24 protein-coding genes and 1 pseudogene are annotated in these 24,951 nt (G+C 70.3%); 11 read left to right on the top strand and 14 right to left on the bottom strand.

Features of this window, described 5'->3' with window-relative positions:
* The first annotated feature begins 13 nt into the window (after positions 1–13).
* The 3 genes from BLV39_RS23255 to pcaD are packed head-to-tail and all read left to right on the top strand — an operon-like array spanning position 14 to position 2,946.
* Positions 14–1,654, top strand: a complete 1,641-nt coding sequence (locus BLV39_RS23255; protein ID WP_090796707.1) for a RecQ family ATP-dependent DNA helicase — start codon at positions 14–16, stop codon at positions 1,652–1,654.
* A gap of 37 nt (positions 1,655–1,691) precedes the next feature.
* On the top strand, positions 1,692–2,195 hold the full coding sequence (locus BLV39_RS23250) for a hypothetical protein (RefSeq protein ID WP_090796703.1): 504 nt from the start codon (positions 1,692–1,694) through the stop codon (positions 2,193–2,195).
* A gap of 1 nt (position 2,196) precedes the next feature.
* Positions 2,197–2,946: a 3-oxoadipate enol-lactonase gene (pcaD, locus tag BLV39_RS23245; RefSeq protein ID WP_090796699.1), complete on the top strand. Its 750-nt coding sequence runs from the start codon at positions 2,197–2,199 to the stop codon at positions 2,944–2,946.
* On the opposite strand, the gene BLV39_RS23240 is transcribed toward pcaD, so the two are convergent.
* Positions 2,933–4,162, bottom strand: a complete 1,230-nt coding sequence (locus BLV39_RS23240; RefSeq protein WP_090797725.1) for a glycoside hydrolase domain-containing protein — start codon at positions 4,160–4,162, stop codon at positions 2,933–2,935. The genes pcaD and BLV39_RS23240 overlap by 14 nt on opposite strands.
* 120 nt (positions 4,163–4,282) lie before the next feature.
* Between BLV39_RS23240 and BLV39_RS23235 the strand changes: the two are divergent.
* From BLV39_RS23235 to BLV39_RS23215, 5 genes and pseudogenes are all read left to right on the top strand, one after another.
* A pseudogene (locus tag BLV39_RS23235) lies at positions 4,283–4,582 on the top strand (TspO/MBR family protein); the annotation flags it as partial.
* 241 nt (positions 4,583–4,823) lie between these two features.
* Positions 4,824–5,543 carry an energy-coupling factor ABC transporter permease gene (locus BLV39_RS23230; RefSeq protein ID WP_090796692.1) on the top strand — a complete coding sequence of 240 codons (720 nt, stop codon included), beginning with the start codon at positions 4,824–4,826 and terminating at the stop codon, positions 5,541–5,543.
* Positions 5,540–5,914, top strand: a complete 375-nt coding sequence (locus tag BLV39_RS23225) for a PDGLE domain-containing protein (protein WP_090796688.1) — start codon at positions 5,540–5,542, stop codon at positions 5,912–5,914. Before BLV39_RS23230 ends, BLV39_RS23225 begins: the two co-directional genes overlap by 4 nt.
* Positions 5,914–6,675: a cobalt ECF transporter T component CbiQ gene (gene cbiQ / locus BLV39_RS23220; RefSeq protein ID WP_090796685.1), complete on the top strand. Its 762-nt coding sequence runs from the start codon at positions 5,914–5,916 to the stop codon at positions 6,673–6,675. The genes BLV39_RS23225 and cbiQ overlap by 1 nt, the downstream gene beginning before the upstream one ends.
* Positions 6,672–7,451, top strand: coding sequence for an energy-coupling factor ABC transporter ATP-binding protein (locus BLV39_RS23215; RefSeq protein ID WP_090796682.1), 780 nt, complete (start codon positions 6,672–6,674; stop codon positions 7,449–7,451). The genes cbiQ and BLV39_RS23215 overlap by 4 nt, the downstream gene beginning before the upstream one ends.
* A 48-nt stretch (positions 7,452–7,499) precedes the next feature.
* Here the strand turns inward: BLV39_RS23215 and BLV39_RS23210 are convergent, their stop codons facing one another.
* From BLV39_RS23210 to BLV39_RS23200, 3 genes are all read right to left on the bottom strand, one after another.
* On the bottom strand, positions 7,500–7,961 hold the full coding sequence (locus BLV39_RS23210) for an SRPBCC family protein (protein WP_090796678.1): 462 nt from the start codon (positions 7,959–7,961) through the stop codon (positions 7,500–7,502).
* A 48-nt stretch (positions 7,962–8,009) separates the two neighbouring features.
* Positions 8,010–8,420 carry a DUF2795 domain-containing protein gene (locus BLV39_RS23205; RefSeq protein WP_090796674.1) on the bottom strand — a complete coding sequence of 137 codons (411 nt, stop codon included), beginning with the start codon at positions 8,418–8,420 and terminating at the stop codon, positions 8,010–8,012.
* Positions 8,421–8,484: 64 nt separating this feature from the next.
* Positions 8,485–9,453 (bottom strand): YihY/virulence factor BrkB family protein, encoded by a 969-nt coding sequence (locus BLV39_RS23200; protein ID WP_239084132.1) that lies wholly within the window; start codon positions 9,451–9,453, stop codon positions 8,485–8,487.
* Positions 9,454–9,664: 211 nt separating this feature from the next.
* On the opposite strand from BLV39_RS23200, the gene BLV39_RS23195 reads away from it, so the two are divergent.
* Positions 9,665–10,861 (top strand): glycosyltransferase, encoded by a 1,197-nt coding sequence (locus BLV39_RS23195; RefSeq protein ID WP_090796666.1) that lies wholly within the window; start codon positions 9,665–9,667, stop codon positions 10,859–10,861.
* Here the strand turns inward: BLV39_RS23195 and BLV39_RS23190 are convergent.
* Together BLV39_RS23190 and BLV39_RS23185 are read right to left on the bottom strand one after the other, a co-directional pair.
* Positions 10,858–11,757 (bottom strand): CU044_5270 family protein, encoded by a 900-nt coding sequence (locus tag BLV39_RS23190; protein ID WP_090796661.1) that lies wholly within the window; start codon positions 11,755–11,757, stop codon positions 10,858–10,860. The two genes, BLV39_RS23195 and BLV39_RS23190, sit on opposite strands and share 4 nt — an antisense overlap.
* Complete coding sequence (locus BLV39_RS23185) at positions 11,754–12,350, bottom strand: RNA polymerase sigma factor (RefSeq protein ID WP_090796658.1); 597 nt, start codon at positions 12,348–12,350, stop codon at positions 11,754–11,756. Before BLV39_RS23185 ends, BLV39_RS23190 begins: the two co-directional genes overlap by 4 nt.
* Before the next feature lie 54 nt (positions 12,351–12,404).
* Here BLV39_RS23185 and BLV39_RS23180 point away from each other — a divergent pair, with 54 nt between their 5' ends.
* Positions 12,405–13,286, top strand: coding sequence for an LLM class flavin-dependent oxidoreductase (locus BLV39_RS23180; protein WP_090796653.1), 882 nt, complete (start codon positions 12,405–12,407; stop codon positions 13,284–13,286).
* Between the two features lie 64 nt (positions 13,287–13,350).
* Here BLV39_RS23180 and BLV39_RS23175 read toward each other — a convergent pair whose 3' ends face one another.
* Positions 13,351–15,915 (bottom strand): right-handed parallel beta-helix repeat-containing protein, encoded by a 2,565-nt coding sequence (locus tag BLV39_RS23175; protein WP_090796649.1) that lies wholly within the window; start codon positions 15,913–15,915, stop codon positions 13,351–13,353.
* A 427-nt stretch (positions 15,916–16,342) separates the two neighbouring features.
* On the opposite strand from BLV39_RS23175, the gene BLV39_RS23170 reads away from it, so the two are divergent.
* Positions 16,343–17,335 (top strand): AraC-like ligand-binding domain-containing protein, encoded by a 993-nt coding sequence (locus BLV39_RS23170; RefSeq protein ID WP_176985023.1) that lies wholly within the window; start codon positions 16,343–16,345, stop codon positions 17,333–17,335.
* A 610-nt stretch (positions 17,336–17,945) separates the two neighbouring features.
* Here BLV39_RS23170 and BLV39_RS23165 read toward each other — a convergent pair.
* The 7 genes from BLV39_RS23165 to BLV39_RS23135 all read right to left on the bottom strand — a co-directional run bounded on the left by BLV39_RS23165 (position 17,946) and on the right by BLV39_RS23135 (position 24,928).
* The gene (locus BLV39_RS23165) at positions 17,946–18,641 is read right to left on the bottom strand and encodes a cupin domain-containing protein (RefSeq protein WP_090796642.1); all 696 of its coding nucleotides are present in this window, start codon (positions 18,639–18,641) and stop codon (positions 17,946–17,948) included.
* Positions 18,638–19,537: a DUF6807 domain-containing protein gene (locus tag BLV39_RS23160; protein WP_204083054.1), complete on the bottom strand. Its 900-nt coding sequence runs from the start codon at positions 19,535–19,537 to the stop codon at positions 18,638–18,640. Before BLV39_RS23160 ends, BLV39_RS23165 begins: the two co-directional genes overlap by 4 nt.
* Positions 19,534–20,637: a Gfo/Idh/MocA family protein gene (locus tag BLV39_RS23155; RefSeq protein WP_090796632.1), complete on the bottom strand. Its 1,104-nt coding sequence runs from the start codon at positions 20,635–20,637 to the stop codon at positions 19,534–19,536. The genes BLV39_RS23160 and BLV39_RS23155 overlap by 4 nt, the downstream gene beginning before the upstream one ends.
* Positions 20,634–22,307, bottom strand: a complete 1,674-nt coding sequence (locus BLV39_RS23150; RefSeq protein WP_090796629.1) for a type 2 periplasmic-binding domain-containing protein — start codon at positions 22,305–22,307, stop codon at positions 20,634–20,636. The genes BLV39_RS23155 and BLV39_RS23150 overlap by 4 nt, the downstream gene beginning before the upstream one ends.
* Positions 22,308–22,320: 13 nt before the next feature.
* Positions 22,321–23,196 (bottom strand): carbohydrate ABC transporter permease, encoded by an 876-nt coding sequence (locus BLV39_RS23145; protein ID WP_090796625.1) that lies wholly within the window; start codon positions 23,194–23,196, stop codon positions 22,321–22,323.
* Entirely contained in the window at positions 23,193–24,113 is a 921-nt protein-coding gene (locus BLV39_RS23140; protein ID WP_239084133.1) for an ABC transporter permease, read from the bottom strand. The genes BLV39_RS23145 and BLV39_RS23140 overlap by 4 nt, the downstream gene beginning before the upstream one ends.
* Before the next feature lie 215 nt (positions 24,114–24,328).
* Entirely contained in the window at positions 24,329–24,928 is a 600-nt protein-coding gene (locus tag BLV39_RS23135) for a TetR/AcrR family transcriptional regulator (RefSeq protein WP_176985022.1), read from the bottom strand.
* Positions 24,929–24,951: the final 23 nt, after the last annotated feature.

Here is a 24,951-nt window from a genome sequence, read left to right as displayed (position 1 = left end):
TCGCCGCTCCGCGATGAAACCGACCTTCACCGCCCTGCGTCTGCGCCGGGCCGCCCGTACCCTCTTCGGCTGGAAGACCCTGCGTCCCGGCCAACTCGACGCGATGCGCGCGATCCTGCGCGGCCATGACGTGCTCGCCGTCATGCCCACCGGCGCCGGCAAGTCGGCGCTCTACCAGGTCCCGGCTACCCAGCTTCCCGGCCCGACCGTGGTCATCTCCCCGCTGCTCGCCTTGCAGCAGGACCAGATCGGCGGGCTGGAGCGGCGCGGCGCGGCCCCGTTAAAGGCGGTGCGCGTCTCGTCGGCCGAGACACCCCGACAGCAACAGGCCGCACTGGCCGCACTGCGCGACGGCAGCGCCGAGTTCCTGTTCATCACTCCGGAACAGCTCGCCGACCCCGACCGGCTCGCCGAGGTCAAGGCCTGCAAGCCGTCGCTGGTCGCGGTCGACGAGGCGCACTGCATCTCGGCGTGGGGGCACGACTTCCGCCCCGACTACCTGGCGCTCGGCCACGTCATCCGGCAGCTCGGCCGGCCGCCAGTGGTGGCGCTGACCGCCACGGCCTCGCCCCCGGTGCGCGACGACATCGTCGCCCGGCTCGGCCTGCAACGGCCGAAGGTGATGGTCACCGGCCTCGACCGACCCAACCTCTTCCTGGAGGCCACGCACTGCCCGACGGAGGACTACCGCTGGCGCTGGCTCAAGGCGCTGCTGGCCGAGGGCGAGACCCCGGGGATCGTCTACGTGCCGACCCGGCGCGGCGCCGAAGAGCTGGCGACCCGGCTGCGTGCTGCCGGCCACGAGGCGGCGCACTACCACGGCGGCATGGCGACCGGGGCGCGCGAGACGCTGCACGAGGAGTTCCTGGCCGACAAGGTGCCGATCATGGTCGCCACGTCGGCGTTCGGGATGGGCATCGACAAGCCGAACATCCGCTGGGTGGCGCACGTCGCCCTGCCGGACTCGCCGGACAGCTACCTGCAGGAAATCGGGCGTGCGGGCCGGGACGGGTTGCCCGCCCGCACCCTGCTGCTCTGGCGGGCCGAGGACGAGGGGTTGCAGCGGTTCTTCACCGGCGCGCTGCCCGCGCTGGACGACCTGCGGGACCTCGCCGCGGTGCTGCACGCCGACGGGCCGCTCACCAAGGCGGCCCTACGGGAGCGCACCGGGTTCGGCGCGCGCAAGCTCGGCCAGCTCGTCGCCCTGCTGGAGCACGTCGGCGGTGCCGTCACCCGATCGGGCGGCAAGATCGGCAGTCCGCGGTACGCGCCGCAGCCCGCCGAGGCCGCCGCGCTCGCTCTCGCCGAGGCCGAACGGCAGCAGAACCTCTCAAAATCCCGGACAGACATGATGCGCGGGTACGCGCAGGCGCGCGGCTGCCGCAGCCAGACGCTGCTCGCGTACTTCGGCGAGAAGATGAACCACATCTGCGGCCACTGCGACAACTGCGTGGCCGGCCGGGGCCTCCCGGACAACGGCGCCGTCGGCCCGTTCCCGGTGCACAGCACGGTCCGGCACGCCGAGTGGGGCGGCGGGATGGTGATGGGCTACGAGGCGGACCGGATGACGGTGCTCTTCGACGAAGTCGGGTACAAGACCCTGTCGGTGCCCGTCGTCTCCGAACAGGGGCTGCTGGTGGCCGACCCGAGTTGACTACGCTGTTCCTGTTCTTGACGAAAGGGTACGCGACGTGACTGACCTTCCGGTTTTCACCGAGTTCGGCTTCACCGACTCCGAGTGGGGGCTGCTCGTCGGCCTGCCGCAGTCGGTGCTGACCGCCGCGAGCGCGGCCGAGCACGACGGCACCCGCCGCACCCTGGCGGAGAACGCGGCCGGCCTGGAGGCGATCTCCGAGGGCCGCGAGTCGCCGAGCAAGCTGGTCTCCGCCGTCGCGGCGGAGCTCGTCATCCGCGTCGGCGACCCGGAGAGCGGCGAGGAGCTGCCGGCCATCGAGCCGCCGGACCCGGCCGCGTACGCCACCGACGTGTTGGCCCGCGCCCGCGCCGCCGCCGAGCTGCTGACCGCGAAGGCCAGCGAGGGCGACACCGGCGCCTACAAGCACTGGCTGGTGACGATCGCCGAGCAGGTGGTCACCGCGGCACCCAGCGGCGGCATCCTCGGCATCGGCGGCGACGTGGTCACCGACACGGAGCGCGCGTTCCGCGACAAGCTCGCCACGGTCCTCAACGACTGACGTGCTGGCCTACGAGGCCCACGGGCCTCTTGACGCGCCGGTCGTGTTGCTGGGCAGCTCCCTCGGCACGACCGGCGCGATGTGGGCGCCGCAGATGTCCGCGCTTCGTGACCAGTTCCGGGTCGTCACGTTCGACCATCGTGGACACGGCGGCTCGCCAGTGCCGCCAGGGCCGTACACGCTGGCCGACCTGGGCCAGGACGTGCTCGCGCTGCTCGACCACCTGGGCCTCGCCCGGGTGCACTACGCCGGGCTGTCGCTCGGCGGGATGGTCGGGATGTGGCTGGCCGCGCACGCACCGGAGCGGGTCGACCGCTTGGCGTTGCTGTGCACCGCCGCCCATCTGCCACCGGCCACCGGCTGGCACGAGCGGGCGGCGACCGTACGGGCGGCCGGGATGAGCGCTGTCGCCGACGCGGTCGTGGCGCGCTGGTTCACGCCCGGGGCACGGCCGTCCGACGTGGCCGCCTTCACCAAGGCGCTGGTCGCGATCGACCCGGAGGGTTACGCCGGTTGCTGCGAGGCGATCGCGGCCATGGACCTGCGCCCGGTGCTGCCCCGGATCACCGCACCGACGCTGGTGGTCGCCGGCGAGGCCGACCCGGCCACGCCGCCGGTTCTCCTTCAGGCCATTGTGGACGGCATTCCCGGCAGCGCCTCGCATGTGCTGCCCGACGCGGCGCATCTGGCCAATGTGGAGCAGGCCGACCGGGTGACCGACCTGCTCCGGCGGCATTTCACAGCCGGGTGAACCGCACCGCGTCCGCGATGACGTAACCCGTGCCGCTGGTCCACCGGCTCACACCGACCTTGTTGCCGGCGCCGGCCGGGAGGGTGAAGACGCCGAGCGGCACCCACTGACCGCCGCCCGCACGCTGGTTGACCGTCACGGACTGGTTGCCGGACGTCGTCGCGACGATGTACGGCGCCAGGTTGTTGTAGCCCGCGTCGGCCGGATACCAGACGTCGATCGCGTACGAGTCGGTGGCCGGGGTGGTCGCCGCGTACCAGGCGACGTCGCTCGACGACACCGGGCTCGCGAACCGGTAGTCCGCACCGAACCGCTGCGCCGAGAACGCCGACGTGCCCCAGTTGGCGCCGGCGGTGAAGCCCGGCCCGGTGTTGTCGACGGTCGCGGTCCACTCCTCCCCCGGCGGCGGGTCCTGCGTCGGGCTCACGTCGAGGTAGTTGCGGTCGATCCGGATCGTCACGCCGCCCCAGGTCTCGGTCACCTCACCCGCGTACTGGTGCAACCGTTGGTGGTTCGCGTAGTGGTCGTCGGGGCAGTAGCCGCCCGCGTCGGTGTCGGCGACCCCGTTCCACCAGGCGATCCAGAGCTGGTCGAGCCGGGTGTACGCGCTGTCGTTGTAGGCGTCGCAGACGTCGCGGATGCCGGAGGAGCCGCTGGAGTACATGCCGGACAGGTAGCCACGGATGTGCAGCCGCTCGGTCCAGCCGGACAGGAACGAGAGCACCGCGGCCTTGCACGACGCGGTCGACGGGTAGTGCTCGATGTCGTTGTAGATCGTGCTCCCGGCCCCGATCCCCAACGCCTGGGCGGCACTGACCGCACTGTCGGCGGCGCTGCCACCCTGAGTGCGCGCGGTGGCGGGGTTGGCGGACATCTTCGGCGTACGCGTGCCGCATGGCGCCTGGTAGCCAAGCTCGATCGGAATCAACCGCCACCCGTTGGCGACCTGGTTGGCGACCCAGGTCGCGGTCAGGTTCGGCTGCGCACACGACCGGCTGCCGCCACTGATGTAGATCCCCACGGCCCGATAGGGCGAACTGGCCCGCCACGCGTTCATCGCCGCCTGAGACGGCGCGGCGCAGGTGTCGAACCCGCGCCCGACAAACGTCCCAGGCTGCGGCGGCGTGGCCGCCACCGCCACTCCGGAGGCCGGCACCACCAGCCACGCAGCGGCGACCAGTACCAACCCGAGCACCCGTGCGACAGTCCCACGCATCAGCACGCTCCTCTTCGAAGATTTCTTGCGCACTCACCTCGCGATTTGAAAGTTTCTACCACAGATTCATGAACAGCGATATGGTCGGCGCGGTTCGGCGGTTAGGCGGTCTCCGGCGGGGTCTACGCCACCATCGCTGTCGCCGGATGGCTGGTCTGGCAGCGGACCGGCTTCGGCCTCGCCCTGCGAGTCTTTGCCGCGCAGTTGCTGCTCAACGCCGCCTGGACCCCGCTGTTCTTCGGCGCCGGGCGGTACGGCCTCGCGTTCGTCGACATCTGCCTGCTCTGGCTCGCGGTCGGTGCCACCGTCGTGCTCTTCCACCGCGTGCACCGCTGGGCCGCCTGGTTGCTCGTGCCCTACGCGGCCTGGGTGACCTACGCCGCCGCCCCCAACCTGGCGATCTGGCGGCTCAACGCCTGACCGGCCGGGCTTGAGTCCGTCGTTCTCGCATCTGTTGTGTGAACAGCGGATTTCGTGTGATCCAACCGTCTGTCGGTCGTGTTGACCATGATCACGGGTGCGTGGTGGACTACGTCGGCCGGTCCTTGTTGCCAAGACTATGCAATAACCGGTCCGGCGCAATATGCTACCGGCGACCTCGCCGCCACGACCCGTGACCACGGCAGTCCGGCGGCTTGATCGCCTCGGGGAGGGGGGTCCCATGAACGGTGTGGCGATGCACATCGCCAACGGCATCGTCAACGCGCAGGTGTCGGCGATCTTCGCCGCTGTCGCGGCGGCGGCGCTGGCGATCTGTGTGTGGCGCGGACGCGCTGATCTCGACGACCGGTTGGCGCCGATGGCCGGCCTGGTCGCGGCGTTCATCTTCGCGGTGCAGATGCTCAACTTCCAGGTGCTCCCGGGCGTCTCCGGCCATCTGCTCGGCGGCACGCTCGCCGTGGTGCTCGTCGGCCCCTGGGTCGGCGCCCTCTGCGTCTCGACCGTGCTGATCATCCAGTGCCTGTTGTTCGCCGACGGCGGGCTGACGGCGCTCGGTCTCAACATCACCAACATGGCGCTGGTCGGCACGGCGGCCGGCTACCTGCTCGTCGCGGGCCTGCTCCGAATCCTGCCGAAGACGCCGCGCGGCGTCGCGATCACCGCGTTCGTCGCGTCGGTGGTCAGCGTGGTGATCGCTTCGCAGATGTTCGTGATCGAGTACGCGCTCGGCGGCACGACCGAGCTCAACCTGACCACGATCGCCGGCACGATGGCCGGTGCGCACGTCCTGATCGGCATCGGTGAGGGCCTGATCGCGGCGGTCACCGTCGCCACCGTGGCGCGGGTCCGGCCCGACCTGGTGTACGCCCTGCGCCGGTTCCGCAAGACCGCGAGCCCGGTTCCGGCCGTGCCCGCCCCCGCCGTCGGAGGTGTGGCGTGAAGAAGCGTCTCGGTTGGTTCATCGCGGGTGGCCTGCTGGTCGCCGCCCTGCTGGCCGGCGTGGTCTCCAGCTTCGCCTCGTCGAGCCCGGACGGCCTGGACGCGGCCGCCCGCAAGGGCTGCACGTTCGACGCCGACGACAACATCACCGGCGGCACCTGCATGGTCCAGCAGGAGCAGGACCACCAGATGAAGGACAGCCCGCTGGCGGACTACGGCATCAAGGGCATCGACAACGAGTTCCTGTCGACCGGCCTGTCCGGCGTGCTGGGCGTCGCGGTCACCTTCGCCATCGGTGGCGGCGTCTTCTGGCTGGTCCGCCGGCGCGGCGGCAGCAGCAACGAGCACACCGAGGGAGCGACGAGCGCCTGATGGGCGCCGGCCACGCTCACCCTCTCCACCTCGACCACGACAGCCGGCTCCACCGGTTGCCGGCCGAGGTGAAGATCGTGGCAACCCTGCTGTTCACGATCGTCGTGGTGATCACCCCCCGCGAGAAGTTCATTGCCTTTGCCGGCTATGCCCTGCTTCTCGTGGGGGTGGTGGTCCTTGCCAAGGTCCCGCCTCTCTGGCTGGCCAAGCGGGCCACGATCGAGCTGCCGTTCGTGCTACTCGCCATCGCCCTGCCGTTCGCCGGGCACGGCGAGCGGGTCGACTGGCTCGGCATGTCGTTGTCGATCGACGGCCTGCACGGCGCCTGGAACATCTTCGCCAAGGGCACCCTGGGCGTGCTGGCCTCGCTGCTGCTGGCCGCCACCACCACCGCCCGCGACCTGCTGCTCGGCCTGGACCGGCTACGCTGCCCGCAGGTCTTCACCCAGATCGCGACTTTCATGCTCAGATACCTCGACATCCTCGCCGACGATGCCCGCCGGATGCGCGTCGCGCGCCTCTCCCGCGGCTATGACCCGCGCTTCCTGTGGCAGGTCAAGGCCTTCGCGGTCGGCGTCGGCGCGTTGTTCATCCGGTCCTACGAGCGCGGCGAGCGGGTCTACCTGGCCATGGTCGCCCGCGGCTACTCCGGGCGGCTTCCCCGCCCCGAAGGAGCAGGAGCCACCACCGCCGACTGGGTACGCTCCGCGACCCTCCCGATCGCCGCCGGCGCAATCGCCCTCGTGGCGGTGTTGGCATGACTGCCTCGTTGACCATCAACGGGCTGCATTTCGCCTACCCCGACGGGCGGGAGGTGCTGCACGGCGTCGACCTGACTGTCGGTGGTGGTGAGCGGGTCGCGCTGCTCGGGCCCAACGGCGCCGGCAAGACCACGCTCGTGCTGCACCTCAACGGCATCCTGCACGCCGGGTCCGGCTCCGGCGCGGGCACGGTCGACGTGGCCGGCCTGACCGTGAACCCGGCCGACCGGGCCGGCATCGCGGAGATCCGGCGCCGGGTCGGCATCGTCTTCCAGGACCCGGACGACCAGCTCTTCATGCCGACCGTGGCGGAAGACGTCGGCTTCGGCCCGGCCAACCTCGGGCTCAAGGGCGAGGAACTGCGGCAACGGGTCGACGAGGCACTGGCCGCGGTCGGCATGACAGAACACCGTGACCAGGTGCCGCACCACCTGTCGTTCGGCCAGCGCCGCCGGGTCGCGGTCGCCACCGTCCTAGCGATGCGCCCGGAGATCCTGGTCCTCGACGAGCCGTCGTCCAATCTGGACCCGGCCAGCCGGCGCGAGCTCGCCGACATCCTGCGGGACCTGCCGGTCACCGTGCTGATGGTCACCCACGACCTGCCGTACGCGCTGGAGCTCTGCCCCCGTTCGGTGATCCTCGACGGTGGCCGCATCGCGGCCGACGGCAAGACCGCCGACCTGCTCGGCGACGCCGACCTGATGCGCGGCCACCGCCTGGAGCTCCCGTTCGGCTTCGACCCGGCCTTCGCGGCCGCCCAGCTACCGTCCACATGAGAATGGAGAGCCCGCGCGCGCAGGCTCTCCATCCGATTTTGGGGGCGGTTACGGCATCGGCCGATCCACCGCGCCGCGCCAGGCACCGGTCTCGGTGGCGCGGCCTTCGATGTACTCCTTGAACCGCTTGAGGTCACCTTCGACCCGGCGGTCGACCACGTGCAGCTTCTCGCCGGCCTTCTCGAGCATGCCGTCCGGCTCGAAGTCCATCTGGGCCGTGACGCGCGTGTGCTCGGCGTCCAGCCGGTGGAAGGTCACGACACCGGCCTGCTTGGTGCCACTGACCGAGGTCCACGCGACCCGCTCGTCGGGAAGCTGCTCGGTGATCTGGGCGTCGAACTCCCGCTTCACACCGGCGATCTCGGTCTTCCAGTGCATGGTGCGGTCGTCGATCTGACGAATCTCCTGGACCCCCTCCATGAAGCGGGGGAACTCCTCGAACTGGGTCCATTGGTTGTACGCGGTGCGCACGGGTACCGCGACATCGACTGACTTGGTTATGCCACTCATGTGGCTGGTTACCTCTCTGTAAGCCGGCTCGCGCGCTCGGGCGGGCGGTTACCAGCGTTGCGTTTCGTTACGGTGGCCGAGCGCGGCCCAAGCCTCGGACACCGTCTGGAACCGGACCCCGGTCGGGAGCCGGTCGATCTCGGCGAGCACGTCGTCGGGCGCCTCGTTTCCCTCGGCGTCGCGGCGCAGGCCGTCGCGGTCACCCGGCAGCGCCGAGCGGTTGATGTACCGCCCGAACCGGCTGCGCAGCTCGACCTCTTCGGCCGTCATGCCCTGCGGCGCACCGGAGCCGTCGTCGCCTTCCGGGACCATGCTCGCTTCCGGCTGGCCGTCACCGGGCGGCTCGGCCTCACGGAACTCCTCGGCCCGGCCGCCGGTGGTGCCTTTGACGATGCCGTCGACCTCGTGTGCCAGTTCGTCGTCGACACGTGGACTGTGTTTTGCGTTGCCCCGTTCCATGCGTTGGGGTTCCCCGGGGTCCGGCGGCTAAACCGCCGCAGCCGACCCAACCGCCTCAGCGACCTCAGTCCTCGGCCGGCGTGCGCGGCGGCAGGACCGGGTCGTCGACCTTCTCCGCGCCGGCCTGGAGCGACCGCCCGCGCTGGACCTCGGCATTGACCTCGACGCCGAACAGCACCGCGCAGTTGACCAGGTAGATCCAGACCAGGAAGGCGATCACCGCGCCCAGGCTGCCGTACGTCTTGTTGTACGAGTCGAAGTTGGCCACGTAGAGGCCGAATCCGAACGACGTCAGGCCGGTCGCCAGCAGTGTGACGAAGCCGCCCACCGTCAGCCAGCGGAACCGCGGCTGGCGCACGTTCGGCGCGATCCAGAACAGCAGCGCGAGCAGCAGCATCGCGATCAGCACGAGCACCGGCCACTTCGCCACCGTCCAGGCCAGCCTGGGTGCCTCGCCCAGGCCCAGCCGTTCGCCGATCACGGTCGTCACCGGCCCGCTGACGATCAGCATGAGTGCGACCAACGCCAGCAACACCAGCGCCGCCACAGTGAGCAGGATCTGCAGCGGGCGCAGCTTCCAGACCGGCCGGCCCTCCTCGACCCCGTAGATCGCGTTGGACGCCCGGGTGAAGCCGCCGACGTAGCCGGACGCCGACCAGATCGCGGTCAGCAGACCGAAGCTGAGCAGCACGCCGGCCGAGCTCTTCACACCGACCACCTCGCGGATCGCGGACACCACGCCCTCGTTGTCCACGACGGACGCGGCACCCATGTCGCGCAGCAGGCCGACCACGGTGTCGACGGTGCGGTCCCCCTGTGAGACCAGGTTGACCAGCGCGACCACCACGATCGCCGAGGGGAACAGCGCCAGCACGGTGTAATAGGTCAGGCTCGCGGCCCAGTCCGAGCAGTTGTTGTTCACGAACCCCTTGCCCGCACGCGCCAGCACGCCGCGCCACGTGCGCCAGTTGAGTTGCCGGAGCCGGCGGGGCAGCGCGGCAGGATCCACTTCGAGGCCGGCCGTCGTCGCCATATGTCCGCCTTTCAAACCGGGAGCACGGGCGTCCATACCCAGCGTGACTGTTCCACAAACGGTTCGACGCGTGGGGCATACGTGACTGGTGATGTTTAGCGCTGTGCCGATCGGGAAGCTCTGAGGCCTGGTGAGGTAGGAATCACGAGGCAAATCGTCGGGAACGCCGGACTTGCGGGGGTACGCGGGTCCGGCGCGGGAGGATGAACGCATGCGCATCGCGATGATCTCCGAGCACGCGGACCCGTCAGACGGGGCGGCGAGCGGCGGACGCGGTGCCTTCGTCGGCGACCTGTCCGCCGCGCTCGCGGATGCCGGGCACGAGGTCCGCGTCTACACCCGCAAGGTGGCCGCCAACGAGGCAGACGCGACCGTGGGCGGTGTCTCGGTGATCCGCGTGCCGGCCGGCCCCGCGCGGCCGCTGGACGACGGCGAGCTGCTTCCGTACACGAAGGACTTCTCCCGTTTCCTCGTAGACCGCTGGCGTGGCGACGGCTGGACCCCGGCGGTGGCGCACGCGCACTTCTGGACCAGCGGCCTGGCCGCGATCACCGCCGGCAAGCAGACCGGCGTCCCGGTCGTGGAGTCCTATCACGAGCTGGCCTCCGCGGCCCGACGCGGCGACGCGTTCAGCGGACCACCGCAACGGATCGGCTACGAGCGGGTGCTCGGCCGCGCGGTCGACCGGGTCGTCGCACAGAGCCAGGACGAGCTGCGCGAGCTGGTCCGGATGGGCGTGCCGAGGTCCCACCTGGTGCTGATCCCGGGCGGCGTCGACGACGAGCTGTTCCAGCCAGAGGGCCCGGCCCGCGACCGCGGTCCCCGCCGACGGGTGCTGTCCGTGGGCGCGCTGACCGCCCGCAAGGGCCACGAGGACGTGATCTCCGCGCTCCGTCTGGTCCCGGACGCCGAATGTGTCGTGGTCGGCGGACCGCCCGCGGAGTCGCTGGACACCGACCCCGCCGCACGCGAGCTTCGCGAGCTGGCCGACCGCTACGACGTGGGCGACCGGGTCCGGCTGGTCGGCCGGGTGCCGCGCCTGGAGATGCCGCTCTGGTACCGCTCCGCGGACCTGCTGGTCGCCGCACCCTGGTACGAGCCGTTCGGACTGAGCCCGCTGGAGGCCATGGCCTGCGGCGTCCCGGTGATCGGCACAGCGGTCGGCGGCATCGCCGAGACGGTCGTGGAGGGCCTGACCGGCGACCTGGTCCCGGTGCGTGACCCACGCGCCCTGGGCACGGCCATCCGGCACCTGCTCGGCGACCCGGTCCGCCACCTGGCGTACGCGACCGCCGCCATCGACCGCGCCCGCCAGGTCTACTCCTGGAAGCGGGTGGCAGGGCAGCTCGCGGCGGTCTACACCACTCTGTCCGGCCTGCACACCCGCCCCAGCGGCGCCGTCGCCTAACGCGGCGGCTGGTCGGTCCACTCGGCGGTCAGGTCGAACGCGGCGCCTTCCGCGGCGCTCATCAGTCCGCCGTCCGGCAGGACGATGACGTTGGTGCGAACGACCCGGGCGGTGGTCGGGTCGATCACCAGCCGGGCCGGCGGTTCACCGGGGAAGAAGGAGATCAGCAGGCCCTGGCCCGTGCTCTCGACGTTCGGGTACGTGGCGAACGCGCGGAACGCGGCCGCGCGGACGGCCGGCGGCGCGGGAAGCTGGGAGACGAGCGAGACCAGGCTCTCGAAGACCGCCCGCTTCCGCTGGTCCTCGGTCAGGATTCCGGCGCTGGTGCGGACGTCGGCCGCCGCGATCAGCTCGTCGATCCGCGTCCGCAGCGCGGCCGGCTCGGTCGGCAGCGCCCGGAGCTGCTCGAGGGTCACCTTCGCCCCGCCCAGCGAGTACGGGTTCGCGGGCGTCAGCTCGATCACCTGGCCGGGCTCCGTGCCCGGGGTGGCCGACGCCGTCTCCGAGGTCCGGTAACGGTTCCAGGTGCGGCCGTCCCGCGCCGTCCACAGGTCGCTCACCCACGTCGTGCCGTCGCCGGACGACACGACCTTGAGGTGCCAGTACGCGCCCGTGCCCTCGGGCGTCCGCTCCGCGGTGGTGGCCGCCGCCAGCAGGATCCGCTCACCGGATGAAGCGCCTTCGGGGCGGGTGGCCGCGACCGCCGCGACCGCGACCGCCATGGCCAGCCCCGTTGCGAGGAAGACGAGTCGGCGCCTGGTAAAGCGTCGGGGTCGATCCGATGTGGACATGTGGTTCATCAGGAGCTCCTGGAGTTGCCGGTGGCGGTCGCTCGGCAGGTCCCGCTCCGTCGGCCGGGGAAGCAGGCGAGCCAGCTCCTCGCGTACGTCGTTCATCGCGCGTCCTCCTGAGCGAGCCGGACCGCGATCGTGCGGTCAGCAACTACCTGTCCGGGACCGGCGAGCGGTTCCCGCGTCAGCCTCTTGCGTGCCCGGGACAGCCGGGAGCGCACGGTGCCCACCGGCACGCCGAGGGCCTGCGCGGCCTCCGCGTAGTCGAGCCCGGCGAACACGCACAGCGCCAGCACCTCCCGCTCGGGCCCACGCAGCGCGCTCATCGCCGCGCGCACGGCAGCGATCCGCTCCCGGTCGGCCTGGCGGTCGGCAACCTCCTCGGCGAAGTCCGGCACGGCGCGCGGTGCCGGCAGGCGGGCGAGCGCGACGTCGTACCTGCGGGCCGCACGGCGTACGTTCCGCGCCACGTTGGTCGCTATCCCCAGCAGCCACGGGCGCAACGGGCCGTCCGTCGAGTCGTCGACCCGGCCACGCAGCCGCCAGGCCTCCAGGAAGGTCAGCGACACCACGTCGTCGGCCACCGACCAGTCCCCCGTCAGCCGGAAGCCATGGTTGTAGACCGACCGGGCGTGCTCGTCGAACAGCTCCCGGAACGCGTCCGGGTCACCGGCACGGACCCGGGCCCGTGTGCTCATCTCCACATTCTCTGACTGTCCGGAACGGCCGCCCGGGTTCCGTACGGTGGAGAGGTGCCCGACTTCGGCCGTGACCTCAGCTTCGGATCGTTCCTCGTCCCCGACGCCAGCCACCCGCTGCTCGCCACCGCGCGCGAGATCGAAGAGCGTGGGCTGGACTGGATCGGCGTGCAGGACCATCCCTACCAGCGCCGGTACGTCGACACGTTCACCCTGCTCAGCGCGATAGCCGCGGCCACGACGCGGGTCGGCGTGTTTCCCGACGTCGCCAACCTGCCGCTGCGCCCGCCGGCCATGATGGCGAAGGCGGCGGCCAGCATCGACCTGCTCAGCGGCGGCCGGTTCGAGCTCGGGCTGGGCGCCGGCGCGTTCTGGGACGCGATCGAGGCGTACGGCGGCCCGCGCCGGGCACCGGGCGAGTCGCTCGACGCGCTCGAGGAGGCGATCGCAGTCATCCGGTTGGTCTGGAGCGGGCAGCGCAACCTCCGCTTCGACGGCCGGCACTACCGATTGGCCGGCGCGCACTCCGGACCGCTGCCGGCACACGACATCGGGATCTGGCTCGGCGTGTACGGACCGCGCGCGCTGGCCCTGGCCGGCCGGCTCGCCGACGGCTGGGTGCCCTCGCTGCGCGAGGAGATCACCCCGATCGCGACCGCGGCGGCCCGACTCGACGAGGCGGCGGCCGAAGCCGGCCGGAACCCCGCCGACATCCGCCGCGTACTGAACGTCAACGGCCGGATCACCGACGGCGCGCGGGAAGGACTGCTGCGCGGCCCGGTCGACCAGTGGGTCGACGAGCTCACCGACCTGGCCCTCGGGTACGGGTTCGACACGTTCCTCTACTGGGGCGAGGGGCCGGAGCAGCTACCCCGCTTCGCCGAAGAGGTGGTCCCGGCCGTCCGCGCTCAGGTCACCAGCGAACGCGCCGGCTGACCTTCCGCCGTCGTCAGAGACGACCTCGGTTCGACACCTGGACTGGCGTTCTGGGCTGTCGGGGTCAGGCCGGCGACAGGTAGAACCCGGCCTGGTCCACAGCCACGTCGACGGTGCTACTCGCGCTGTTGTAGACGAGGAATGAGTCCTGACCGAGGCCGACGGTGATCAGGTTGGCCACGGTCTGCCCGGCGGTGAAGTTGAGCGCCGACACGACCGGGCGAGGCTGGCCGAACGGGTAGACGGACAGATAGCCGGCGGCCTTGACGTTTGTCACGGTCAGGTTCGCCACGATCGCCGTGCGCGGGCACGGGGTCGCGCCGCACGCGGTGGCGTCCACCGTGACCCGCACCGCCTGTCCCGGGCCGACCGGGGTAGCGGTCGTGCGGGTGTCGAGGATCCGGGTCGGAGCGGTCGGCAGGTAGGCGTCGGTTCCACCAGGCCCGAACCAGCCGGTCAGATCGGCGAGCAGGTGTACGGTGCCCGAGCCGCCGAAGCCGAACGCGACCTTGCCGTTCACCACCGGTGCGATCACCATGTTGTTCACCGTCTGGCCGGTGACGAAGTTGACGTTCGACGTGGTCGGCAGCGTCGCACCGGGCGGGAACACGGTGATGTGGCCGCTGGTGGTCGGCTTCGTGGCGGTCAGGTTGAGCACGGCCGCGGTAGTGCCCGCCGGCACCCGTGCCGACAGGTCGACGGTCACCTTCCCGTTAGGACCGATCGGCGTCGTGCCGGGCACACCGATCGCACCCCGGGTGTCGAGGACCCGCACCGGGCTCGCCGCCGTCAGTCCGGAGCCGGTGCTGGCGTAGTAGCCGGCGATGTCGGCGACCACATGAACCCAGCCCCCGCTGGCGTTGAACAGATGGACGCGGCCGGCGCCCACCGGGACCGTCACCAGGTTGGCGATCGTCTGGTTGGGCAGGAAGTTGATGTTGGATGCCAGCGGCCGGTCTCCGTCGCCCGGGTAGACGGTCAGGTAGCCGTTCCCGGTGGGCTGGGTCACGGTGACGTTGAGGACGACGGCGGCCGCCGTCGACATCGGCGCCGGCAGTTCGAGGCGCACCTCACTACCCCCCGTTAGCGGCGCGCCGTTGAGGGCTCGGGTGTCGAGCAGCCGCTGCGGCTTCACCGGGATGAACGAGGCGCCGAGCACGGTGCACGGCGACGCCTTGTAAGCCTCTTTATACGGGTAGGAAGAACGGAACCCCACGGTGCTGAGTTGGACCTCGACACAGGCAGTCCCGAGCTTCTCGAAGGTGAAGCGCGCGCTGCCCGTGTGGTTGACGACCGGGTCCCGGCCCGCCTGAGTGAAGCTGAAGGTGCCTGCCGGCCCGTCCGTCTGCCAAGGGTAGGTGGCCGTCACGGTCGCCACCGCGTCGAGACTGCCGCCGTCGGGCGCTCGAGTGATCGCGGAAGTGACCTGAGGCGCGGGAAGCAGTTCCGTCGCGCCACGGTCGACGTAGCCCCCGCCGACGTTGGGGACGTCCGGGTTGTCGGCGTGCGGGTTGCCGCGTAGGTCCCGGCTCATCAGGCCCGGTGCGTTCGCCAGGGCGGAGTCGATAGCGGGAGAGTTGGCCCGCACGGCCCATCCGGCCGGTTCCTGGTAGGTGGCGACGAACAACGGGTCGGCCGCGATGTCGTGTGCGGCCTGCCCGGTCGCAGCGCGCAGATCGGCCGGGTTCGCATAGGCCGTGCCGCCCCACGCGTAGAGCGGCCCACCGTGTCCCGGGTCGATGACGTTGTAGTCGACGTGGCTGTCGGTCGCGGCCGCGCCGTCGACCGACACCGGCGTCGCGGTCGCCGACGTCTGGCCCGACGAGCCCGTGCAGCGTCCGGACAGGCCGGGCCAATTGGTCCGCACGATCGAGTTGTAGAGGCCGAATCCCGCCGAGGCGCCGCGTACGGCGATGCCGGCCAGGCAGTCGGTCACGATCGTGTTGTTGGTGATGGTGGTCCGGGGCGCGTCGTCGACGGTGATGGCCACGGGCGAAGCGCTCGGATGCGTCTGTGCGAAGAGGCTGTTGCCGGTGAGCATGGTGTCGGTGGCTCCGTCATGCACGGCGAACACCGACACGTTGCTGCTGCGGGCGAGCATCCCGCTCACGGTGACGCGGTGCGAGTCACCGTTGATCTCGACGGCCGAGCTGCCCGAGGCGAGGATCCAGCCGTCGGTCACCGTGACATCGCTGGAGTTCTCGACGAGCACGGCGGACTTGGGCACGGTCATGCCGATGCTGAATCCCTCGATGACGACGTCGTGCGCGCCGGAGACGAGGAACGCCGGGCCGGTCTGGGCGCCCCGCACGCTGGTGCGCGGGCCCGGCCCGCGCAGCGCCTTGATCGTGATCGGCTTACCCGGCAGACCGGAGTTGTCCACCACCACCGACTCGTCGTAGGCGGCCTGCCGCACCTCGACGGTCTGGCCCGGCTGCGCCGCCCGCACCGCGTTCGTGATCGAGCAGTAGGTTCCGTTGACGCCGTCAGGCGTTCCGTCGCACGGCAACGAGACTCGGATCGGCGGAAGCGGATCGGCTGCTGCGGCAGCGCTCCCGCCGGCGGCCGACAGACCGGCCGTCACCAACACACCGACACACACCAGCGCCAGGCCGCGGCCAACCCGCATCGCACAACCCCCGTCAGAGCATGATCATCTGAAGAGTAGCGAGTCAGTCGATCATGGGCCAGAGCCGATCGACCAGAGACCTCCCCACGGGCGTCCGGGCCGGCACCGCCGGCACCGCGGGGCGCCTAACTGGCAGGCTTGCTCTGGCGTCCGAAAAGCCGCCACAAAGCGACCTCCAAGACGATGAGCGGCAACGCCGACCTGGCGGAGCCGTTGCGTGCGAGCCGTCCGGTGGACGCGCCGCACATAGATGTTTCGCGGAGGACACGTGAGACGGATGCGTTGGGCGCCCGCCGACGGCCCCACGACCATGGTCGACCACGCGGTACCCGAATGCGATGACCTTCAAGTCGTGCGGCCCCTTCCTTTAGTCCGGTTCAGTACCGCTGATGTGCCAAAAGACGTTCGGTTCGCCACGTGGCACGAGATGACCGCGACCGCTCTGATCAGCACAACGGTCGTCGCGGACGACATCGACGATTTCGCGGCCGTGGTCGAGCTGCTCGATCTCGGTAGAGTGCAGCTGTCGAAGATCAGCTACCCGCCGTTGCGGGCCGAGCGGTCATCCAGGCATATCCGTCGGTCAGATCCCGGCTGGTTCTACCTGACGGTCCCCACAGGGGGACCATTGGCGATCAACCACGCCGACCGCCAGTGCACTGTCGGGCCGGGGCAGTTCGCGATGGTCGATACGTCGTTGCCTGGTGTCGTGGCGAACCGCAGGCCCGTTCAGCAGCTCATCATCCATGTCCTGCGTTCCGACTTGCCGCTGCGTCACGCCCAGATGCGTCCGGGGCTGGCCCGGGCTTTTCCGCTTGGTGGCGGGTTGGGGGCCTTGCTGGTCGGGACGGCGGCGCAGATCATGGAATCGGCGGATCAGTACTCGCCCCACGACGCCAGGGCCCTGGCGCAGGTCCTCGTCGATCTGCTGGTCTCGGTTCTGGCGCAGTTCGACGCCGGAGTCGGTGCCGCCTCAGACGCACAGCATCGCCTGCTCCACCTGAAAGCTCTGGATTTCATCGAGAAACACCTGGCAGACCCGGGCCTGACGCCGGAGGGCGTCGCAGCGGCGCAGTCCGTCTCGCTGCGGTACCTGCAGATGCTCTTCCGTGAGCAGGGCTCGACGATCGCCGGCCTGATCAGGCAACGCCGGCTGGAGCGTTGTCGACGCGAGCTGCGTGAGGACACATTCCGGCGCCGTTCGGTCGCGGCGATCGGCGCTCGCTGGGGGTTCGGGGACGCGACGGCGTTCAGCCGCGCATTCAAGCAGGCGTTCGGCACCCCGCCGGGCGAGTATCGGCAGCGTAAGTGTGCGCGGACGGTCAATGGTTCTGCGCGGATCGCCAACCCGTTGCCGCACAAGCTCGTTCATCATCGTCCTGGCAAGGACCCGACCCAGGACCTGCGCTCATCCCAGTAACGTTCCGGACTTGAGAGGATGCCGTGATATTCAAGGACAGTTCTCGCGCTATCGGTACCCGGCTTCGATACGGGCTGGCCAGTGTCATAGCCGCGCTGTTGGCATTCGGCGTCGTCGCGGTCACGCCGAGCCCCGCGCAAGCCGAAACCCCATATCCGTATTCGGACGGCTGCCACGTATTTGGCGGCGATTGGAACCTCTTCTGTCTGGAGTGGACGGGAGGGTACCCCAACGGCTACGTACGAGCGCGGGTCGCCGCGTTTCCCTCGAAAGCTTCGGTAGGGCTTCAGGAATGCACGGTGGGTTCGTGTCAGCCTGGCCAATATGGCATCGCTGTTTGGACCCTGGTCCAAGCCGCCTACAACTATCCAAGCCCTCCCGTTACCGCGGGACGTCGGGTTAGCAAGAATGGAGCATACCGAGTGTGTTCCCAGATCGTGCCAGGCAGCGTCTGGAGCTGCATGTATTACTCCACTTACCTTGGTGACTGACGCCGCGAGGACGACCCTCGGCGTCCTGGGCAGATAGGGCATCGAACGGGCGCCGTGCCCGCCGAGAGGCTGGCGGGGCGCCCTGTCGTGCAAAGGCGGCGCCGCGATCGTCTTGTCGGTCAGCGCTCATTGTTTTGCGGGTACGTGGCCAGTCGCCCGCACATGCCGTAGCCGCGCGTCGGTGGGGCGCTCAGCACGGTCAGTCGGCCGTCGTGCAGGTGGTGGAAGCCGCCGGCGGTCAGGTGGTCGAGTTGGTTGCCCGTGGCGGTCGCGGCGGCCAGCGGGCCGTCCCGCCAGCGCCCGTGCCAGGCCGGCAGGTCGTCGTGCACCAGGGCCGCCGCCCGGGCGTAGAACTCCGCGAGGGCCTGCGGCCCCCCGGCCCGCAGCCCCAGGAAGCCCTCGACCGCCAGGTCCTTGCGCCGCCGGGCGCCCCCGGCCGGGTCGTCGGAAGGCAGGGTGGCCGCCGCGCGATAGCTGGCCGCGTCGGCCAGGTGCGACGGCGGGAAGGTCAGCACCGCGTCGCCGGCCTCGGGTAGGCCCGCGTTCTGCATCACCACCAGGATTCGCAGCCCGCCGTCGTTGACCAGCCGGTGCACGATGCCCGGTGCGAACCAGGCGACGGTCAACGGCGTCAGTGGCGTCTCGGCGAAGCCGTCGGCACCGAGTGTCTGCAACCGGCCGCGACCTTCGAGCACCACGTAGCCCTCGGTGCAGACGAGGTGCACGTGCGCCGACCCGCCGGGCAGGCCGTCCGGGCCGGGCCAGTCGTAGACGGACAGGTGGGTCACGCCCGTGCCACCGGGGAACACCGTCATGCCGACAGCCTCGCGCAGGTCTTGTGGTCGAGGTCGCCGTCGGCGACGACGACCCGGTAGCGCAGGCGCAGCGTCACGTCCGGCGCTACGGAGCGCACCTCGGCGAACGCCGCCGGGCACAGCACCGCGTAGACCTCGCTGCGCACGAACCACCGTGTCGGCGCGGTCAGGTCGGCCATCAGCAGCGTCGCGTGCTCGCCGTCGCCGTCGTGCCGGCCCGTGAACGCCATCCACGGCGCCCGGGCGCCGTTGAGCTCGTCGGTGCCCTCCGCGTCGGGGATCCGCACGGTGCCACCGCTGAAGCTGCGCGGCCCGCGCCAGAACAGCCCGCTGTACGCCGCGCCTTCGCGACCCTCGGTCGACGGACTGCCGATCGCGACGTCCGAAACACCGATGTTGCGCAGGGCGGTGACCAGGTCGAGCTGCCAGGCACCGTCCTCGGGCAGCACGGTGACGTCGAGCGTGCGCTCCTCGGCGAACACCGCCCGGCCGTCCTGGGCCACCCAGGTCAGGTGCTCGGTGACACCCACCGCGGAGTCCCGGGAAGACAGGCGCGTGAACCGGTCGTGCCGCTGCGTGCCGTTGTTGGGAAGCTGGGCGTAGCCGCCATATCCACGCAGGTAGGTCGGCCCGCCCCAGAAGTTGTCGGCGCCCACGTTGGCCAGCGCCAGCGAGAGCCCCTTGTGCCAGACGTGGTCGTGCGGCCGGTAGAGGCTGACCGATCGGCCGTCGAGCGTCCACATCGGATGCACGTACGGCCGGGGCGACTCGAGCTGGTCGTCCCAGGGCCGATAGACGTAACGGAACAGCTCCCGGTCACACCAGCTCACCCGCAGCGCGCGGTCGTGCTCGTGGGTCAACGCCAACCCGGTGCGGCCGGGCTCGGTGGGGGTCACGCGACCTCCTGACGCGCGACGATCCGCCACGGCGGTCCGCCTCCCTGCATCTGCTCGTAGAACGGCGATCCCGGCGCGACGTCGTCCGGGTCGACCGGGTGGCCGGTGAACGAGGACGCGTAGATCGCGGCCACCAACTCCATCGTGCGCCGGGCCTCGGACAGCGTCACCGGAGGCCGCTCCCCCGCCTCGAGCGCGTCGAGCACGGCCGCGAACTGGGCCCGGTGCCCGCTCGGCACGCCGCGCTCACCGCCGTGCCAGGCGCCGAGCACCGCCTCCTCGTAACCCGGCGCCGCGGTCACCCGCCAGGCGTCCTCGCCGTACCCGTAGAGGTGGGTGAGCTCGACGGTGGCGTGCGTGAAGTCGAACCGCAGGTAGCTCTGCTCCCGCGGGGAGAGCACGCTGTTGACCACGCTGGCCACGGCGCCGTCGGCGAAGCTCACGTGGGCCAGCGACAGGTCCTCGGTGTCGACGTCGCGGGCCTGCCGGCGGGCCAGGGCGCTGACCCGCGTCCAGTCACCCAGGACGGCCAGCAGCAGGTCCATCTGGTGGATGCCGTGTCCCATCGTCGGCCCGCCGCCCTCGGTGTCCCAGCGGCCGCGCCACGGCACGTCGAAGTACTCCTGCGGCCGGTACCAGGTGGTCTGGCAGAGGGCCAGCAGCGCCCGGCCGAGCACGCCGGACTGGTAGAGCGACCGCAGCCGGCGCGCGCCGGAGCCGAAGCGGTGCTGGAACACCGTCGCCACGTGCCGTCCACTGTGCTGTGCCGCCGCCGACAGCTCCGCGAACTGGCGCAGCGTCAGCGTCGGTGGCTTCTCGACCAGGACGTGTGCGCCGTACGCCAGCGCGGTGCGGGCCGCGTCGAGGTGGGCGCCCGGCGGCGTGCAGACGTGCACCAGGTCCGGCCGGGTCGCCTGGAGCACCCGGGCCAGGTCGGTGCCGGCGTGCGGTATCCCGTGCTCCCGACAGAACGAGCGGGCCAGCGCCCCGTCGACGTCGACGCCGGCCACCAGGTCGACCCGGTCGCCGAGACCCCGCAGGGCCTCGGCGTGGATGCCGGCGATGGTGCCGGTGCCGACCAGCGCGACCCGCACGCTCATCGGATGCCGGACTTCTGGAGCTGCTCGGTGAACTCCGCCCGGACCTTGTCACCGCCCTGGGAGCGCCAGTCGCTGATCACCTGGTCGAGCTGGCTGAGCGGCTGCCGGCCGGCGATGATGTCGTTCTGGCCGTTGAGCACGATCTGGCCGAGCACCGGCTGCTTGCGCGACCACTCGTCGGAGAACAGGTTGTTGGCCACCACGGGATCGGGCACGGACGTGTCGATGATGGTCTTCTGGTAGTCGTACGACGTCTGGGTGGCCTCCGGGCGGCCGGGGATGAAGATGGTGTCCGGCGCGTCGACGATGTAGCGGATGCCGAGCGCGGTCTGGCTGACCCCGGCCTGGGTGTAGACGGGGCCGCCGTTCTGCATCGTGTAGTGCGGCCCGTCCTGCCCGTACCGCCGGAACAGCCACTCCGCCGTGCCGAACGGCGCGGCCAGGTAGTCGCAGAGCTTGAGCAGGTCCTTGACCCGCCCTTCGTCGGCCTTCTTGAAGACGGTGAAGTTGTTGATGGAGCCGGCGTTGGACTGCCAGGTCGGCGCCCAGCCACCGCCGTCGTACTTCGGTGGCCGCATGCCACTGATCTTGAACGAAGGGCCGGCGATGTTCTCCGCGTAGAACTGCGGCCAGGCGGTGTAGCGGTCAGCGGTCAGCATCGCCTCGCCGGCGTTGAACCAGCGCTTCACGGGGGCGTTGTTGGCGAAGCTGTCCGGATGCACCACGCCGGCCTTGTACAGGTCGACCACATCGGACAGTGCTTTCCGGAACTCCTCGGTCTCCACCACGTGGGTCAGCTTGCCGCCGTCCCACCGCCAGCCGTTGGGCGCACCGACCATCTGCTGGATCAGGTGCATCAGCCCGCCGGCGTTGACGATCGCCCACCGGTTGGCCTTCGCGTCGGTCACCTTGACGCAGAAGTCCCGGAACTCGGCGAAGCTCTTCGGGTCGGGGTCGACGCCGAGCTTCGCGATGACGTCGTCGCGGCGGAACATCAGCGTCCCGGCGACGCCGCGCGGCACCGGCACGCCGTAGATGCCACCGTTGTAGACGCACTGCTTCCAGGCCGCGGTCGGGATGTTCGCCAGGTTCGGGTATTCCTTCACCGCGTCACCACCGAGGTGCGGGGTGAGGTCGGTGCACTTGGCGCCCATCCACTGTGGCAGGTTGCCGATCCCGGCCGGCACGCCGTTGGGCAGGAAGAGCGCCGGCACGATCAGGTCGGGCAGGTCGTCGCCCGTGATCAGGGCGGAGAACTTGGTGGCCATCTCCGCGCTGGGCGTGATGGTCAGTCGCAGGTCGACGCCGAGCCGGCGATCGAGCTCCTGCCAGAAGGGGTTGTTGCCCTTCGGCGGCGGCACCGGCGAACCGGTCAGCACGAACGCCGACACCGTGCCGCCCTTCATCGGCGGCGCGCTGAACTGGGCGACCGGTGGGCTCGGGTACGCCCGGAACGCGTTGAGCAGCCCGTTGGCGTTGCCGGGCAGGTCGGGCGTGACAACCGTCGACGGCACGTACGCGGGCAGCTTGACGTCCTGGTTGGCCTGGGCGCTGTTGTCGTTGCCGCCAGCGCCGCCGTCGCCACACCCGGCGAGCAGCGAGCCCGCGGCCAGCGCGGTGGCACCGGAGAGCAGGGTGCGGCGGTTGACGCGTCGGTGCAGGTAGCTCATCGGGATCTCCTTGTCATCCTTTGACGGCGCCGACCAGCACGCCCTTGGTGAAATGGCGCTGGATAAAGGGATAGACGAGCAGGATCGGCACGATCGAGATGACGAGGATCGCCATCTGGAGCGCCTCCTGCGGTGGCAGGTCCGCGGTGCCGACCTGGTCGACACCGAGTTGCTGCTGGTTGACCACGTACGTGCGGAGCACGAGCTGGACCGGCCACTTGGCGGCGTCGTTGAGATACAGCAGGGCGCTGAAGAACGCGTTCCAGTAGCCGACCGCGTAGAACAGGCCGATCACGCTGAGCACGGCCCTGGAGAGCGGAAGCACGATGCGGGCGAAGATCTGGCCGTCGGAGGCGCCGTCGATCCGGGCACTCTCCACGAGCTCGGACGGGATCTCCATGAAGAACGCCCGCAGGATCACCACGTTGAACGCGCTGACCACAGCCGGAAGGATGACCGCCCAGTACGAGTCGATCAGGCCGAGCAGGTCGATGGTCAGGTAGCCGGGGATGATGCCCGGGGTGAACAGCAGCGCGCCGACGACCACCATCAGCACGGGCCGGTGCGCGAAGGATCCGGGTCGGCTCAGCCCGTACGCCAACAGGGTCGTGCTGGCCAGGCTCAGCGCGGTGCCGACCAGGGTGATGAACACGCTGACCGCCACGGCGCGGGGCACGACGCCGCCGGTGAACAGCGCACGGTAGGCCGCGAACGTGACCTCGTCGGGGATGACGACGAAGCCGCCGGAGCGGACGATCTGCTCGCGGGTGGACAGGCTCGTGGAGACGATGCCGACGAACGGCACGATGATCAGTGCACAACAGACGGTCAGCAGCACGCCCTTGGCCGCCCGCACGGGGACGGTGGTCGCCGAGCCGCGGGCGCTCATCGGGCCTCCCGGCGATAGAGGCCGGCCTCGCCGAAGACGTGCGCGAGCTTGTTGGCGCCCAGCACCAGCGCGACCCCGACCAGCCCCTTGACCAGCCCGACGGCGGCGCTGACGCCCCAGTCGCTGCGCACGATGCCGTTGTTGTAGACGTACGTGTCGAGCACCTCGCTGGCCCGGATGCCGACCGCCTGTTGTTGCAGGATGATCTGCTCGAAGCCGACCGTGAGCGCGTCGCCGAGGCGCAGGATCAGCAGCAGGACGATGACGCTGCGCAGGCCGGGCAGCGTGACGTGCCACATCTGCCGCAGGCGGCCGGCACCGTCGACCGCCGACGCCTCGTAGAGCTCCGGGTCGATCCGGGACAGTGCCGCCAGGAACAGGATCATCGCCCAGCCGGCCTCTTTCCAGAGCACCTGCCCGGTGACGAGCTCTTTGAAGACGGCGGCGTTGCCGACGATGTCGATGGTCCCGAGGTCGTGCTGGCGGAGGAAAGTGTTGATCGGCCCGCTGCCGCCGAGCAACTCGTTGAAGATCGAGATGACGATCACCCAGGACAGGAAGTGCGGCAGGTAGAGGATCGTCTGCACGGTCCGCTTGAGCCGCTCGGAGAGCAGGCTGTCGAGCAGCAGGGCAAGGCCGATCGGCAGGGTGAACACGATGCCGATCTGCAACAGCATGATCACCATGGTGTTGCCGAGCGCGGTCAGGAACAGCGGGTCGCCCTCGACCAGGACCCGGAAGTTGCTCAACCCGACCCATGGGCTGTCGGCCAGTCCGAGGTACGGCTGGAAGTCCTTGAACGCGATGACGTTGCCCAGCAGGGGCAGGTAGTGGAAGGTCAGCAGCAGCCCGAGGCCCGGCAGGATCGCGAGCAACAGGAAACGGTCGCGGCGGGGCCTGTCCAGCGGTCGCGCCACCGTCGCCCCCCTTCTCTTCGGACACGCGGCATCGACCCGGGCCGCACTGCTGGCGACCCCGGCGGACGGCCGGCGAGGTTCGAGAAGAGTTCCGATAAATCTCGAAACTCTTCCGGAAGATTTCCAACACGCTAACGAGTTACAACGTCGTAGGTCAATGGAATCCAGTGGCGTTATTCGATGTTATGGCCGCAAGACTTCCGGAACCGGCTCGGTCAGCGGGAGTGGGCGCGGCGCAGGCCGCCGAACCACTGCGCCGCGGCGATCTCCTGGGCCACGACCCGGTCGCGCGCCGGATCCCCGGCGGCCACGTGGCTGGCGATGGCCTGGTTTCCACCGTGGACGATGATCTGGCCGGCGGTGGGACGGTCCAGATCGGACGCCGCACGGCCGGCCCGCTGCTCGGTGAGCAGCCACGCCTGCGCCAGGTCGACGAACTTGTCCAACTGCGCGGTCCAGTGCTCGCGCACCGCCCGGTCGTACCCGGACACCTCGGTGATCGCACCGAGCAGGTGCGCCCGTTCCCGGTAGTACCCGATCACCTCGACGAACGTGTCGGTGAGCCCGTCGAGGCCGCGCGGGTCATCCGGCTGCCAGCGGTCCACGATCTCGAACGCGCCCTGGCCGAGGGTGGTCGCCATCCCGATCAGCAGCGCGTTCTTCTCCCGGAAATAGAGGTAGAGCGTGGATCGGGCGACGTTGGCCTCGTTCGCGATCTGCTGCGTCGTCAGGTCGGTGAAGCTGTTGCCCTGCCGCAGCAGACGGTCGACGGCGGCGACGACCGCGGCCTCGACCGTCCTGCGGCGATCCTGCATCTGGTCATGGTAAGTCGGGCCGT

Source organism: Asanoa ishikariensis (assembly GCF_900107455.1).
Lineage (GTDB): Bacteria > Actinomycetota > Actinomycetes > Mycobacteriales > Micromonosporaceae > Asanoa > Asanoa ishikariensis.
The sequence above is the reverse complement of the archived record's forward strand: the minus strand, read 5'-3'. Positions and strand labels throughout refer to the sequence as shown.